This is a genomic window from Streptomyces sp. NPDC056161 (assembly GCF_042268025.1).
GTDB lineage: Bacteria > Actinomycetota > Actinomycetes > Streptomycetales > Streptomycetaceae > Streptomyces.
Genome location: NZ_JBHJUV010000043.1, coordinates 21,845 through 35,668, shown reverse-complemented (window position 1 = coordinate 35,668; position 13,824 = coordinate 21,845). Strand labels below are relative to the sequence as shown.

Annotated in this window: 12 protein-coding genes and 2 pseudogenes; 7 read left to right on the top strand and 7 right to left on the bottom strand. The window is 68.1% G+C overall.

All coding sequences use genetic code 11. The annotated features are described in order from the left end of the window. The first annotated feature begins 93 nt into the window (after positions 1-93). Positions 94-828 carry an alpha/beta fold hydrolase gene (locus ACFC09_RS32430; RefSeq protein ID WP_376534107.1) on the top strand — a complete coding sequence of 245 codons (735 nt, stop codon included), beginning with the start codon at positions 94-96 and terminating at the stop codon, positions 826-828. A gap of 507 nt (positions 829-1,335) precedes the next feature. On the opposite strand, the pseudogene ACFC09_RS32425 reads toward ACFC09_RS32430, so the two are convergent. Both ACFC09_RS32425 and ACFC09_RS32420 read right to left on the bottom strand, forming a co-directional pair. Further along, positions 1,336-1,422 (bottom strand): annotated as a pseudogene (locus ACFC09_RS32425) (IS6 family transposase); the annotation flags it as partial. A 130-nt stretch (positions 1,423-1,552) separates the two neighbouring features. Next, positions 1,553-1,723 (bottom strand): hypothetical protein, encoded by a 171-nt coding sequence (locus tag ACFC09_RS32420; protein WP_376534105.1) that lies wholly within the window; start codon positions 1,721-1,723, stop codon positions 1,553-1,555. 127 nt (positions 1,724-1,850) lie between these two features. On the opposite strand from ACFC09_RS32420, the gene ACFC09_RS32415 reads away from it, so the two are divergent. The 3 genes from ACFC09_RS32415 to ACFC09_RS32405 all read left to right on the top strand — a co-directional run bounded on the left by ACFC09_RS32415 (position 1,851) and on the right by ACFC09_RS32405 (position 6,609). Then, entirely contained in the window at positions 1,851-4,334 is a 2,484-nt protein-coding gene (locus tag ACFC09_RS32415; RefSeq protein ID WP_376534103.1) for a SpoIIE family protein phosphatase, read from the top strand. Positions 4,335-4,987: 653 nt separating this feature from the next. Further along, on the top strand, positions 4,988-6,334 hold the full coding sequence (locus tag ACFC09_RS32410) for a phytoene desaturase family protein (RefSeq protein ID WP_376534101.1): 1,347 nt from the start codon (positions 4,988-4,990) through the stop codon (positions 6,332-6,334). Then, complete coding sequence (locus ACFC09_RS32405; RefSeq protein ID WP_376534099.1) at positions 6,331-6,609, top strand: hypothetical protein; 279 nt, start codon at positions 6,331-6,333, stop codon at positions 6,607-6,609. The genes ACFC09_RS32410 and ACFC09_RS32405 overlap by 4 nt, the downstream gene beginning before the upstream one ends. Positions 6,610-6,683: 74 nt before the next feature. On the opposite strand, the gene ACFC09_RS32400 is transcribed toward ACFC09_RS32405, so the two are convergent. The 4 genes and pseudogenes from ACFC09_RS32400 to ACFC09_RS32385 form a co-directional block, all read right to left on the bottom strand. Continuing rightward, a complete protein-coding gene (locus tag ACFC09_RS32400; RefSeq protein ID WP_376534097.1) occupies positions 6,684-7,085 on the bottom strand; it encodes a transposase family protein in 402 nt (133 codons plus the stop codon). Positions 7,086-7,180: 95 nt separating this feature from the next. Then, complete coding sequence (locus ACFC09_RS32395; protein ID WP_376534095.1) at positions 7,181-7,312, bottom strand: hypothetical protein; 132 nt, start codon at positions 7,310-7,312, stop codon at positions 7,181-7,183. Between the two features lie 124 nt (positions 7,313-7,436). Continuing rightward, a pseudogene (locus ACFC09_RS32390) lies at positions 7,437-8,752 on the bottom strand (transposase). Positions 8,753-8,987: 235 nt separating this feature from the next. Continuing rightward, entirely contained in the window at positions 8,988-9,821 is an 834-nt protein-coding gene (locus ACFC09_RS32385) for an enoyl-CoA hydratase/isomerase family protein (RefSeq protein ID WP_376534093.1), read from the bottom strand. A 106-nt stretch (positions 9,822-9,927) separates the two neighbouring features. On the opposite strand from ACFC09_RS32385, the gene ACFC09_RS32380 reads away from it, so the two are divergent. The 3 genes from ACFC09_RS32380 (at position 9,928) to ACFC09_RS32370 (ending at position 12,352) form a co-directional block, all read left to right on the top strand. Then, on the top strand, positions 9,928-10,320 hold the full coding sequence (locus ACFC09_RS32380) for a winged helix-turn-helix transcriptional regulator (protein ID WP_376534091.1): 393 nt from the start codon (positions 9,928-9,930) through the stop codon (positions 10,318-10,320). A 440-nt stretch (positions 10,321-10,760) separates the two neighbouring features. After that, the gene (locus tag ACFC09_RS32375) at positions 10,761-11,972 is read left to right on the top strand and encodes a DUF4158 domain-containing protein (protein ID WP_376534089.1); all 1,212 of its coding nucleotides are present in this window, start codon (positions 10,761-10,763) and stop codon (positions 11,970-11,972) included. Further along, the gene (locus ACFC09_RS32370) at positions 11,873-12,352 is read left to right on the top strand and encodes a Tn3 family transposase (protein ID WP_376534087.1); all 480 of its coding nucleotides are present in this window, start codon (positions 11,873-11,875) and stop codon (positions 12,350-12,352) included. The genes ACFC09_RS32375 and ACFC09_RS32370 overlap by 100 nt, the downstream gene beginning before the upstream one ends. A gap of 189 nt (positions 12,353-12,541) precedes the next feature. On the opposite strand, the gene ACFC09_RS32365 is transcribed toward ACFC09_RS32370, so the two are convergent. Continuing rightward, positions 12,542-13,732 carry a transposase gene (locus ACFC09_RS32365; protein WP_376534207.1) on the bottom strand — a complete coding sequence of 397 codons (1,191 nt, stop codon included), beginning with the start codon at positions 13,730-13,732 and terminating at the stop codon, positions 12,542-12,544. Positions 13,733-13,824: the final 92 nt, after the last annotated feature.

Here is a 13,824-nt window from a genome sequence, read left to right as displayed (position 1 = left end):
GAGCGCACCATCCCCATCGACACCGGAGCGCCTCGGGTAGCGCACGCCGTTTCCCCGCTTAGGGCGCCCACCGTAAGAGATAGAGAGTCCGACTTGACTGCCAGCAGGCCCACGCAAACCTTCGTCCTCGTTCCCGGCGCATGGCTCGGGGACTGGAGCTGGTACCCGGTGGCTCGCCAACTCACCGAGCGCGGCTACCCGACTCTGGCGCTGAGCATGCCCGGACTGACCTACGACGGCTCGCCGGCCGGGCTCCGGCTGGCCGACGCGGTCGACCACGTGGTGAGCGAAGTCGAGAGCCGCGATCTCACCGATGTTGTCCTGGTCGGCCACAGCTGGGGCGGATACCCGGTCACCGGCGCGGCCCACCGGCTCGCGGGCCGCGTCGCAAAGGTGATCTACTTCGCCGCGGTGGTCCCCGAGCAGGGCACGCCGATGATCGATGAGAACGAGCAGTACGCCGCGATGATTCGGCAGGCTATCGCAGCGACTCCCGACGGCACCGTCCCCGTCGGCCTCGACGCGGTCCAGGGCGTGCTCATGCCCGGAGACCCCACGCCGCTCCAGAAGCTTGTCAGCCAACTGCTGCTGCCGCAGCCGGGCGGTTATATGACGGACAGCCTCGACGTGCCCCCGGTCACGAAGATCGGGCTAGACGCGGCTTATGTGCAGTGCGCCGACGACATTGCCCTGGCCCGGCCCAGCGCCGAGTTCGCAGCTCGGCTCGGCGTTGAGCCCGCTGTCATCCCGGGCAATCACATGACGCTGCTGACTGATCCGGCCATCGTGGCCGACGCCCTCATCAGTGCTCTGGAATCCCGCCAGTGAGCAGTACAAGCTGAAGGCGCTCATCCGAAGGCGATGTCGTCATGACACAGCGGGCAGCCGCAAGGAAGCCGCAAGGTTCTCCGATCTCTCCCGACGTGCTGGGCCGGCTGCTCCTGCCCGGTGATCCGGATTGGGATACTGCCCGGCAGATATGGAACTTGCGTGCAGACCAGCGGCCGGCCGCCGCCGTGGAGCCAACGGGGGCCGACGACATCGCCACGAAGGCCGCGCTCGCATCTCGCCACGGGCTGCGGAACACGGCGCAGTGCATCGAGGCCGCCCGCGCCACGGCCCGAACACCACCGTGTCCCAGGACACGGGCCTCTGCGGCCATCAGTAACCGTCGCTACCGCTCATCCAGATGCGGGAACAACATCGCGAACTTCACGGCGAGTTGGGTGCGGATTTCGTCCGGGATGCGCATACCACATCAACGGGCCTTGAGGCGGGAAGCAACACCCTGATGATCTGCAAGCCCTTAGCTTTTAGAGTCGGCATTTCTGGCGCAGGAAAGCGGAAGTACGACCACACGCAGTGAGCGATCACCTCGGCCGGGTACCGGTGACCCTTGTACGACAACGACGCGCCCTCCACGAACGACCCCGCTCCGTGATCAACTCGGAGATCATCCCATGGCCAGTCGATGTAACAGTGCCCTCGGCGAAGGTGACCTCGATCGCCCAGCGCAACGCGTAGCGGCTGATCAGGTTAGCCGCGGCGCAGGTCAGTCGATGGTGGCCAGAGCCAGGTCGTAGCCGGTGTCGGCGCCCTCGTCGCGCAGCAGGGTCACGCGGACGGTGCGGGTGCGGAAGGAGCCGTACCACAGGCAGGTGGTCTCGGCGAGGCGCACGGCGCCGGTGACAGCAGAGCCACGCCAGAACGGACCGGTCAGCACGTTCGGATCCGAGTGTGATTAGCGCCACACAAAATACACCCCTAAACCGGGTATTTTCGAACGATGTTCTCTGAGCATGTGCTGCCGACCGATTGGCTCGACCGCATGGTCGGCGGATGCGATCCCGATGGTCCGGAACACACCTCGGGGGCGGGCAGTGGACAAGTCTGAGTGCGTGGTGTCTGCCGCAGTGCGACGGTCCTCTGATTTGGTCGGCGCGCCGATCGCGATGATCGACGTGGAAGGGACGGTGGTCGGGTGGTCGCGGGCCGGCCAGCGGCTGGTCGGTTACTCGCCCGCGGAGGTGGTGAGCCGTCCCGCCCGGGTCATGCTGGCGTCTGCCGAAGACTGGGCGGAGGCGTCCGCCTTCGCGGAGCGGTGCCGTGTCCGGGGTGGCTGGTCCGGCCTTGCGGCGCTGCGCCACCGCGACGGCCGCAGGCTAGAGGTGAGCCTGCGGGTCTCCCCGTTGTCGGGGCTGGACGGCGGCGCCCATTGGCTCGTCTCGGTGACCGACTTGGCCACGGTCTCCTCGTCGGCGGTGAACGGATTGAGGCCGTCGTCGCTTCTGACCCGCGCGCCGGTCGGGATCACGGTCCGTGACGTGGAGCTGCGCTGCACCTGGGTGAACGATCTCGCAGAGCGCCGGGACGGCATCCTTCCCGAGGTGCGGCTGGGCCGGCGGCTGACGGAGGTGGTGGCCGGCTTCGAGGCCGAAGCACTCGAGGCGGCAATGCGGCAGGTGCTTGCGGACGGTACCCCGGTGGTTGACCTTGAGTACCCGGCGTGGAATGCGCGCCGGAAACACGCGTTCAGGGTCTCCTACTTCCGCCTCGAAGACGCGGAGGGCCACGCATTGGCCGTGTGCGGCATGTGCGTGGACGTCACCGACAGGGAGCAGGCGCGTGAGCGCCTGGCGATCCTCAGTGAGGCCAACACGCGGATCGGCAGCACCCTGGACGTCATGCGGACCGGGCAGGAGCTGGCCGACCTCGCGGTGCCGCTCCTGGCCGACTTCGTCACTGTCGACCTGGCGGAGTCGGTCCCGCTCGGCGAGGAGCCGCTGGCCCGGCTGGGGCCGATGGGGCAAAACATCCCGGTCTTCCGCCGCGCGGGCCTGGCATCGATCCACCCCGGAATCCCGGAGTCCCTGTGGGCACAGGGCGAGGCGGTCTTCGTCCCACCGACCTCGCCCTACACCCGCATCCTGTCCGACGGGAAGCCCTACCTGGAACCGGTCATTGACACCTCCCCCGGCACGTGGTTCGACCAGGACCCGGCACGGGTGGAGAAGCACCACGAGTACGGACTTCACACCTGGATGTTTGTGCCGATCCACGCGCGCGGCAACGTGCTGGGTGTGGCGGTCTTCATGCGTTCGGAGAATCCGGTGCCGTTCGAGGAGGACGACCTGCTGCTGGCCGAGGAACTTGTCTCCCGGGCCGCGCTGTCTCTGGACAACGCCAACCAGTACACGCGCGAACGCACCGCGGCCCTGGCCCTCCAGCGCAACCTGCTCCCGCAGCGCCTGACGGGCGGGGACGCGGTCGAGGTGGCCTCGCGCTACCTGCCGGCCGACAACCACTGCGGCGTCGGAGGTGACTGGTTCGACGTGATTCCGCTGTCCGGGGCCCGGGTGGCCCTGGTCGTCGGCGACGTGGTCGGGCACGGCATCAACGCCGCGGCGACCATGGGCCGGCTCCGCACCGCCGTGCACACCCTCGCCAACATGGACCTGGCTCCCGACGAACTGCTGGCCCACCTCGACGACCTGGCCATCCGCCTCACCGAGGAGGACACCGATGCCACGGGCCCGGCCACCGCCGTGGTGGGGGCCACCTGCCTGTACGCCGTCTACGACCCGGTCACCCGGCGCTGCACGATGGCACGGGCCGGTCACCCCCCGCCCGCGGTCATCGACCCGCACGGCCACGTCACCTTCCCCGACCTTCCCACCGGAACCCCACTCGGGCTCGGACTGACCCCCTTTCCCTTCGAGTCCGTAGAGCTGGAACTTTCCGAGGGCAGCACGCTCGCCTTCTACACCGACGGCCTGGTCGAAACCCAATATCAGGACATCGACACCGGGATGCACCGCCTGGCCACCGCCCTGGCCCACCCCCGCCTCCCGCTGGAAGACCTCGGCTCGGCCGTGCTCGACACGCTGCCGACCGGAGCAACGTACGACGACGTCACGCTGCTCCTCGCCCGCACCCGCACCCTCAGCCCGAACCAGGTGGTCTCCTGGGACCTGCCCACCGACCCGGCCGTCGTCAGCGAGGCCCGGTCCTTGACCCTCGGCCAACTCGCCAAGTGGGGACTGCCCAATCTGGCGACAACCACCGAGCTGATCGTCAGCGAACTGGTCACCAACGCCATCCGCCACGGCACCGGCCCGATCCGCCTGCGCCTGATCCGGCACCAGGTCCTCACCTGTGAAGTCTCCGACACCAGCAACAGCCTCACCCGCCTGCGCCACGCCAGGACCACCGACGAGGGCGGCCGCGGCCTCTTCCTCGTCGCCCAGCTGTCCTACCGGCGGGGCACCCGCTACACACCGGACGGCAAAACGGTGTGGGCCGAACAGGAACTGACACCTGCGGTACAGCAGTGAGCAATGTACATCGCGAAACTTGCAGGTCAGGCGGGCTGGTGCGCGGCCACTCAAAGAAGATCGGCTCCAGGTGGCGAGCCCTGCCCGCGGGGAAGATCGTCGGCATCGTGCTGGCGGTGCTGCGCTGTGACCAGCGGCCCGGCGATCTGGCCAGCGGTACGGGGCGCGGGAGGTCGTGGGTCTGCTGGCCGACCGCGCCCCGCGCCTGGACCAGGCCCCTGAAGAAGATCGCCCGAGGGGGCGGGAGGTGCTGCTGGACGGCTCTTTGACACGCACCCGGCGGCGCACCGGGGCCGCAACCCGGAAGAACTCTCGGGCAAGCATAGATGGCGTCGGGTCCGGGGTCGCAGAGCGCGTTGTCACGCTTGCCGCTTCTGCCCGAGTCGTCGCGGGGCGGAAGCGGCTGGACGACCAGCCGGTCCTCAACAGGATCGTGTGGAACTTCCGGACCGGAGGACCGCTTGGCGGGACGTGCCCGAGCGGCGTAGGCCACGGGTGACATTGCACGCGCTTGCGCCGCTGGGCTCTGAGCGGGGGCGAGGCGACGCAACGCCGCGGCCCGACGAGGGCGGAGACGGTACGTGTGGGCACCGCACCGTAATCGCCCATAAAGTGCTATGGGCATCCAAAACGCCACGGGAAGGGGTGGACAAATGGATGACGTGGATGCTGTGGTCGTCGGCTCGGGCATCAACGGTCTGGTCGCCTCGGTCGAGCTGGCCCTGGCCGGGTGGTCCGTGGTCCTGGTGGAGCGGGCGGAGCGCATCGGTGGATTCATCGCGGCCGAGGAGCGCACGTTGTCCGGCTATGTGCACGACACCTATTCCTCGTGGCACCCGCTGTTCGTCTCCGGCGCCGCCTTCGCACGCCTCGGCCCGCTGCTGCGCGCGCACGGACTGAGCTACCGCAACACCGAGGAGTGGATCACGGCGAGCGTGGCCGACGACGGTCGGGTCACCCTGGCGCACCGGGACCCGGAACGTACGGCGGCGGGCTTCGCGCAGGAGGCCGATGGGTCGGCGTATCTCGCCGAGTTGGGGCGGATCGGCGACAACATGGCGGCGATCGGCGGGCTGATGGGCAGCGAGCCGCGCTCGGCGGCATCCGTGCGCCACGCGGTCGGCCTGTTCCGCACCGGCGGGCGCTCTGGCATCGAGCAATGGCTGCGTTCGCTGGCCACCAGTGGTCGCGCCTACGCTCGCACCCGGTTTTCCGGGCACGAGGTGGACCATCTGTTCTCCCCGTGGCTGCTGCACGCCGGGCTGGCGCCGGACCACGCGTCGGGCGCGCTGATGATGCCTCTGCTCGCCGCCACCCTGCACAGGTTCGGCGTACCGGTGGTGGCCGGAGGTTCCGGCCGGTTCCTCGACGCGTTCCGGTCGCTGCTCGACTCACTCGGCGTACGCGTGGAAACCGGCACACCTGTCGAGACCGTCCTCGTCGAGGACGGCCGCGCCGCAGGCGTGGTGACTGGCCGGGGGGTCGTACGGGCGCGCCGGTCCGTACTCGCTTCGGTGACCCCCACCGCGCTGTACGGCAGTCTCCTTCCGGAGTCCGCGGTGGCTCCCCCCGTACGTGACGCCGCCGCGCGTTTCCGCTACGGCCGGGGCGCGATGCAGATCCATGTCGCGCTGTCCGAGCCGATCGGCTGGCGGGACGAGCGTCTGGGCGAGGTTCCGATCCTCCATCTGACCGACGGCTCAGCCGACACCGGCATCGCGTGCGCGGAAGCGGAGGCAGGGCTGCTGCCCAGGCGGCCCACGGTGGTCGTCGGGCAGCAGTACCTGCTGGACCCGACCCGCGTCCCTGTGGGCGCCGCCGCGCTCTGGCTGCAGCTCCAGGAGGTTCCATTCGCGCCCGTGGGAGACGCGGCCGGCGAACTGGACACCGCCGAGGCTGGACCTCGACGGCTCTGGCCCAGGGGTACGCCGACCGGATCATGGCCCGGATCGCCCTGCACGCACCTGATGTACACGACAAGGTTCTCGCCGTCGACGTGATCACACCTGTGCAGCTCGCCGAGTACAACCCGAACGCGGTCAACGGCGACCCCTACGGGGGTGCCGCCGAGCTGGATCAGGACTTCTGGTGGCGTCCGACGCCCACGCCCGGACGGCACGCGACCCCGATCGACAGCTTGTGGCACATCGGTGCCTCCACCCATCCAGGCGCGGGCCTGGGCGGCAGCTCGGGCCACATCACCGCCACCACGTTGACCACCCGCCCACGACTGGCGCGCGTCCGCCAGTTGCTCGACAGACGCACAGGCACGTAGTGGGTCGACAGCCCGCCAACGACGAACCGGGGCGTCCTACTGAAGCACTGCACCACCCCTGACACAGCCAAAAATCATTGAGGGCATTTCATCTTGAAGTCGCTGGTGGTGGGGCTGGTGTGGGGTTTGGCTGCGATGCTCGTGCCGGTCGGAGGCGTGATCGGTAGGAGGTGATCGTCTGTCAGCGGTGGACCTCGGCGTTCGTCAGTACGAGGAGCGTCCGCGGCAGCGTGGTCGCGTGTCGGGCATTCATGCGGACCTTGGTGACCAGTGATCTTGTTGTGGCGGGCGGTGGTGATCTCGCTGGAGCGTCCCGGTTTCGCGGCCGAGAGCCATACCAGGCTGCCGCACTCATCGGTCAAAGCGAGGAACAGCAGGCCATGGGCCTTGTGCTTGCCCGAATAGTTCGGCCGGTTCTCGTCCGGTGCGTCGGCGGGTGCGGATGAGGGTGCCGTCGAGCAGCACGACGACGCCACCCTTGCGGGCGATTTTCTTCAGTGCGCGGCCCAGGCGCGGGGCGCGGTGTCCACTCCGGTCGTCCCTCCGGCCCGCGCGGGCCTCAGCTTGTCATTCAACGTTCGGCTGCTTCGGCATTGGAGGCCATCGATGTCCGCAGGATGCGTAGCCCTCGTTGGCAGACTTCATGGGTGACGGGCTCGAACAGCTCGGGGGTTGAGATTTCGAAGAGGAACGTGGTCAGCAAGTCTTGGTGTCCTTGAGGGGCCTCACGTTGCACTGCACGAGGTTTTCAAGGGGCCGGCTTCCGTTCGCGTCCATGTTGCCCATCTTGCTTGACCGCGTGGCCATCGGGCAGTAACGGCCGCCCGTCAGCTCGGAACAGCTGTGACGCGTCGGGGTTTGGTGCCGATCTTGTGGTGGGCGGGCCGGCTGAACGCTTTGCCGGTTGCAAGGACCCTTCCGACGTCATGACGGGTGGCCGGACAGCGATTCTTCGAGCCCAGAGGTCTTCCTGGCCCGGGTCGGGACGGTTTCGGTGCACGGGCGGGAGAGCCGGTCTTCACGTGCAGGTTCCTGAGCCCTCGGCGGACTCGGGCAGGGGTCAGTCTGTTCGGTTCAGCTGGCTTCTCCCAGGGTCTGCGGAGGTCGGTGGCCAGAGGACGGGCGAGCCGGAGCTGGGCATAGGCGGCGATCACCAGCCAGGTCCACCGGTCGGCCGCCTCCGAGCTGCGGAGCCGGGGCCTGGTCCACCCGAGGGTCTGCTTGAACAGGCGAAACGTGTGCTCCAGGTCGAAGCGTCGGAGGAAGGACTGCCAGCAGCGGTCGACGTCCGTCTCGGTCGCGGTGGTGCCCGACCACCACCGCCAGACCGGCTTGTTGACCCCGCCGCTGGGAAGTTTCTCCACGACCAGGCGGATGACGGTTCCTTTGACGAGGGGCAGTGGTCCGTCGTGGTTGAGCCATGCAGCCCGGTGGGTCAGTCGCGGGTGCAGCCGGCCCCACGCCTGCGCGGTCGCCTTCCCATAGAGCCGGGTGTCTGTGACCGTCACGGCCTGCTCGGTGCCCCAGGTGGTGGGGTTGCCGAAGACGAACTCGCCACCGTGCTTGGGCAGCCGCCCGCCCTTGGGGTTAACCAGGAAGAACTCTTCGCGCGAGGGTGCCGGCCGTCGCATCACCCGGTCCGAACGGAGCCGGCCCAGGACCTCGACGGGCAGCCCGGTGAGCAGGTGGGCGATGCGCGGAGCGTCGTATCCGGCCTCCACTGAGTAAGGCCGGCCGGGCACCATCTGGTGTTTGCCCTCACCTCGGCCGAACATGTGGCAAAAGGCCCGGTCAGCACACGTGTTGGCGTCCGGTCGCAGCCACGGCGAGACATCCACCGCCAGCACGAGCCGACCGTCCGCCGCCCTCGGCAGCGGCACCCCGGCCAGGGCCCGGCATAGCCGGGCGACGTCGATCCGGCCCTGGTTGAGGCCGCCGTACAGAGCTCCCTGCCCACGGCGATGTTCGGGCGCGAGCGCGAGAGATCGACCAACGTCCGCACCGGCCCCTCCGTGCACAGCAGCGCGTCGCACAACTCGAACAACGCCTCGCCCCGCGCGGTCAGACACACGTACAGCTCCGACCGCAAGTGTGACAGTTCCGCGAACGCATCCCGTAGGACGCCTTGAAGCACCAAACTCACGATCTCGGCCTTCGCGCTGATCCACTCTGTGACGGAGCACAGGATCAGACGAAGGCCACCTACGTGTCCGCTGAACTGCGAAAACACTGATCAAGTTCGAGCCATGTTCGACACGGGACCATAAACGATCAAGAGTGCGTGTTTCCGAACCCCGAACCGGAAAATTCAGTGGTTTGACGGACAAACAGGACGGCTGTGGGGCCGTTCGGTGATGTGTCCTGTGGCCGTCCGGCAATCAGCGCGCGACGCTACGCATCAGTCCCTCAAGGTCGCGTTCGCCGGCCGGTGTTTGCGCCCCGTCCTGCAGGCCCCTGCTGATCAGGTGCTGAGCGGCCGGCAGACTGAACGTAGAAGCCCATGCCTCGTTCTCACGGAGGAGTCCTTCCTTGAAGTCATCGGCGGGCAGCGCGCTCTTGGCTGCTCCGATAACACCGTCGGGCAGCGCGGCGAGATTTCGGGCGATACGGTCGACGTACTCGTCGAGTTCGTCGGCCGGCAGGGCCCGGTTGATCCAGCCGTAGGACGCTGCGGTCTCGGCGTCGAACAGGTCGGCGGTGAGAACCACCTCCAGTGCGCGGTTGCGGCCCACGCGGTCCCGGAGGTACTGCGTTCCGCCTCCGCCGGGGATGATGCCCATGAGCGCTTCGATCTGACCGAGTCCAGCGGTCTCGATGGCGGCGAATGCCATGTCCGCAGCGGCCACGAATTCCGCGCCGCCTCCGCGTGCCTTCCCGGCGAGCTTCACGATGGTCACCTGGGGCTGGTGGCGGATCAGCTCACCGACCGCCTGGAACACGTTGACGTCCGCCGGCGCGGATGCGGCGAGTTCCTGGAGGACGTCCATCTCTTCTGCGATGTGCATGTCCACGTGAGCGATGAAGAATTCCGGGTCGGCGCTCGAGAAGACGATCACGCGGACGGATGAATCGTCCTTGAGGCCGGTCAGCACCGTCCGCAGCTCGCGCATCATCGTCGTTCCGAGCGCGTTTACCGGGGGATTGTCGAGGACGATCCGGGCGACGCCGTGTTCGCTGCTCACGCGCAGGGTCGCGTAGGCATCGTTCGTCATGAGGTTCTCAGTTGGTTACCGATGGGCATGTAGGTTTGCAATGCATACCTACCGTCGGCGACGGCGCCCAGATGGTCAAGAACGCACTTTGGGAGCACCAAGGATCATGAAGGACACCAATCTGCACAGCGTTGACGCCGAAACACGGACGGTTTTCCGGGCGGACTGCCCCAGCCGGCCGATCCTCGACCAGATAGCGGACAAATGGTCGATGATGGTGATGGCGTTGCTGGAGCGGCCCACCCGGTTCAATGAACTGAAGCGAGGTCTGGAGGGAGTCACACAACGTGTCCTCACCCAGACACTGCGCCGTCTCGAGCGCAACGGCATGATTCAGCGCACGGTGCTGCCGACCTCACCGGTCGGCGTCGAGTACTCGCTCACACCCCTGGGCGAGTCCCTGCGCGAGCCGTTCGGGCAGCTCTACGACTGGACCGTTGAGCACAGCGAAGAGATCCAGAGCAGCCAGCGGGCGTACGACACCAGGGCGGATGCGTAATCGCCTGTTCGATGGTGGCAATGCGCAGGCGGACCGCAGTGCCATGGACGAGTAGGGCTCAGCTGGTCTGTTTCGGTTTTCTTGTCCAGCTGGGAGTGGCGCCCTTCCGGGCGAGGCGCCTGGTCATGAGGGTGATGGCGGCCCAGGTGATCAGGGTCGGAGGTCCTCGGTGAGGGAATGGGACCGAAGCTGCGAGCTCAGGTCGTCCGTACCGTCGGAGACAGCGTCGATACAGGTGCCGTAGAAGGGATCTAGCCAAGGTGAGCCCAAAAGCCGCCACGGGATGATCTTGACGCCTTGATCCCCTGCGGCTCATCCACCACCGCACCCCGGTGCGTGTCCTGGATGCCGGAGTTCTGATCTTCGCAGTGTTGTGAGCCGGGGAGGGCTCGCGCGGGCGTGTGCGGCGCCGTCAAGGGCTGGCATCGAGTGGGGTGGGGATGACCTCGATCGAGCGGACAGCGTACCCGCGGTTCGAGCGGCTGATCACCGCGCGTGAGTTGCATGTGTTCTTCACGCCCAGCGAGGAGGAGCGGGTCTGGGCGGAGGAGGTCACGGACTCCGGCGAGCATCAGCTCGCTCTGCTGGTGGCGCTGAAGTCGTATCAGCGGATGGGGTGTTTCCCAAAGGTGTACGACGTGCCGGACCAGGTGGTGGAGTTCGTGCGCCGGGCGGTGGAGCTGCCCGAGAGCACGCTGCCGGTGTACGCCTCCGGGCGGACAGCCGAGCGGTACCGGCCGTGGGTGCGGGAGCGGTGCGGGGTGCGTTGCGGCGGCCCGGCAGCGCGCACGCTCGCTGAGGAGACGATGCGGGCGGAGGCGGCGTCGGAGAACAACCCGGCGGACCTGATCAACATCGCGCTGGAGAAGCTGGTCGAGGCCGGGCTGGAGATACCGCGGTTCTCCACGCTGGACGCGATGGCATCTGCGGTGCGGGGCCGGGTGAACGAGGAGATCCTGGCAGGCATCCAGAGCCGGATGACCGAGGAGGAGCGGCGCCGGGCGCTGGGGCTGCCGGATATGATCGGGCTGGACCGCAAGACGCTGTTCAACGCGCTCAAGCAGAACCCTGGCCGGGCGAGCTGGTCGAACTTCAAGAAGCTGAAAGACCACCTGGAGTGGGTGGACGGGCTCGGGGATACCGGCAAGTGGCTGGAGGGGGTCGCCTCGGCGAAGGAAGGTCGCGGACTTCGCCGGCGAGGCGGAGGCCCAGGACGCCGCCGCCTTGAAGGACTACACCGCCGGCAAGCCGAACAACTGCTCCCCTGGGAACAGGTGGAGGCCAAGCTATCCGAGTACCTGGTGGAGGTCGGCCTGCGCGAGGCGGGCGAGGCGACGCCGTTCGACGGCCGCGCCCTCGTGGCCCACTTGCGCGCACGGCTGACCGCGGCGGCGGCGAAGGCGGACGGGGACTACCTGGACAACGACGAGCTGTGCATCGACCCGGACACCGGGGTCCCCAAGCTCAAGCCACGCCGCGCCGCGCCACGCCGCGCCGCGCCGAGAAGCCGAGGGCAAGCGCGGTGCGGCTGGAGCAAGCGATCAAGGAACGGATGCCGGAGCGGTCACTGCTTGGCATCGTGGCGCGTACCGCCCACTGGATCGAGTGGTGGCACCGGTTCGGGCCGCCCTCCGGCAACGACCCGAAGTTGAGGGACCCCTTCGGCCGGTACGTGATCACCACGTTCGTCAAAGGTACGAACATGACGTTCGCCGAGGCCGCCCGGCACATCGCCGGGGTGAGCGCACACGAGCTGTCGGTCGCTGCCCGCCGCCACACCACGGTGGCCAAGCTGAACGAGGCGCTCACGGACGTGGTGAACGCCCACGCGAGGCTGGACATGTCCCGTGCGTGGGGCAACGGCACCACCGCGGCGGCCGACGGCACGCACATGGACACCTATCCGGACAACCTGCTCGCCGAGACCTCTGTCCTGCTGGCCCCGCCCGAAGCGGCTCAGCCTGACTCAGGCCGCGGCGGGCTCGGTGCCCGATCTCGTCGGCCGGAACTTCACCGTCGACACCCTGGGTGAAAAGCTCGTCGGTGACATCACTTACATTCAGACCGGTGAGGGCTGGTTGTATCTCGCGACCGTCATCGACTGCTGTACGAAGGAAGTCAACGCCACCAGCCGGGGACGGGTGTCGGCGTACACGTGAACGTAGCCCTGGGAGGATTTTCGTGAAGCGGGGGTGTGTCACCGTGCGCCGGTGACGCTCCGTCATGGGTAGCGGCGTCGGAGGTGGGCCATGAGGATGACGCGGTGGCGCAGCGGAACTCCGGCGCGGCCGGCCGTGATTCTCTTCTGGAGCTTCAGGTCCGTGATCCGGCCTTCGTTGACACCTGAGTTGAACGGGGTGGTGATCCCCTGCACGGCTGCGTACTGATCCTCGCGGACTGCCTTGACCAGTCCAGCCAATGCCGGGAGGCCGCGAGCTGGTCGAGCCAGTCCGGCAGCGGGGCGCGTCGCGGGCGTCGAGCATGGCCGCGTACTGCCGTACCAGGTCGTGGGTTCGGTCCAGCTCCGGGCAGTGTTCAAGCAACCGCCGGAGTGCCTCGGTGGCGTGCAGGCCACGCCGGGACGGTGTGGTGGTGATCCACCGGGCGACCTGGCGAGGCGAGGGTGGCCGCTCGCGTGGCGTGTCGATCGGCAGACCGCGACACAGCGGCGCGATGGCCATCTTGACCCGCTGGTAATGACCGCAGTAGCCCTTGCGACGATCTCCTGGTGCAGCACTGTCGCCGCGTGTTCGCCTTCCTCCCAACGTTGGCGCAAGTACTCCAGATACGGGTCGAGGCTTGTGGATCGGCGGGGCGGAGTGCGGTGTAGGCACTCCTGCCAGGAGGTAGCGCGGGCGTACTTGGGCACGGTGCGTCGGTTCATGCCCAGGTCGCGGGCTGTCGCGCTGAGTGAGCGGCTGGGATCGGAGACAGCGTGCACCGCCTCGAACGGCCGCTTGGCGTGACGGCGGGCGGGAGTATCGGCCGCCTCGGACCGTTCGGCCGACGGTGGTGAGGCCGGATGGGATTCAGATACTGCGGCGGACAGGCATCCGCGGTGGGCGGCGGCGACGTCCGAGACCCGTTTCGACAGTCCCTGCCAGAGGTGAAAGCGCTCGCTGACCCGCACCGCGTCCGGGGCCCCGTCGGTGATGCCCTGCCGGTAGACCAGTGAACCGTCCCGGCACACCACCTCGACGCCGGGGTGCGTGCGCAGCCAGGCGGCCAGCTGCTCGGCGTCACGCCCGGCCCACAGCTCGATCGGCAGTCGCGTGTCTGCATCCACCAGCAGTGTGCCGTAGACGTCCCTATACAGTGCGAAGTCGTCCACGCCCAGCACCCGCGGTGTCGCGACCGAGGGCAGTCGCGTGCGCATCAGCTGGAACAGCACACTCGTCCGCGACAGCGGCACCTTCAAGATGTGCAGGAGCCGCGCCCCCACGGCCGGCGAGCAGCACCCCGGCCATCTCCACCAGGTGCTGGAGCAGCGGACTGCGACGCTGG

Excerpts from the sequence above, each read along its gene's own strand:
- ACFC09_RS32415 (WP_376534103.1), top strand. The coding sequence starts at position 1,851 with ATGGTCCGGAACACACCTCGGGGGCGGGCAGTGGACAAGTCTGAGTGC.
- ACFC09_RS32370 (WP_376534087.1), top strand. The coding sequence starts at position 11,873 with ATGCCGGAGCGGTCACTGCTTGGCATCGTGGCGCGTACCGCCCACTGG.
- ACFC09_RS32410 (WP_376534101.1), top strand. The coding sequence starts at position 4,988 with ATGGATGACGTGGATGCTGTGGTCGTCGGCTCGGGCATCAACGGTCTG.
- ACFC09_RS32375 (WP_376534089.1), top strand. The coding sequence starts at position 10,761 with ATGACCTCGATCGAGCGGACAGCGTACCCGCGGTTCGAGCGGCTGATC.
- ACFC09_RS32380 (WP_376534091.1), top strand. The coding sequence starts at position 9,928 with ATGAAGGACACCAATCTGCACAGCGTTGACGCCGAAACACGGACGGTT.
- ACFC09_RS32385 (WP_376534093.1), bottom strand. The coding sequence starts at position 9,821 with ATGACGAACGATGCCTACGCGACCCTGCGCGTGAGCAGCGAACACGGC.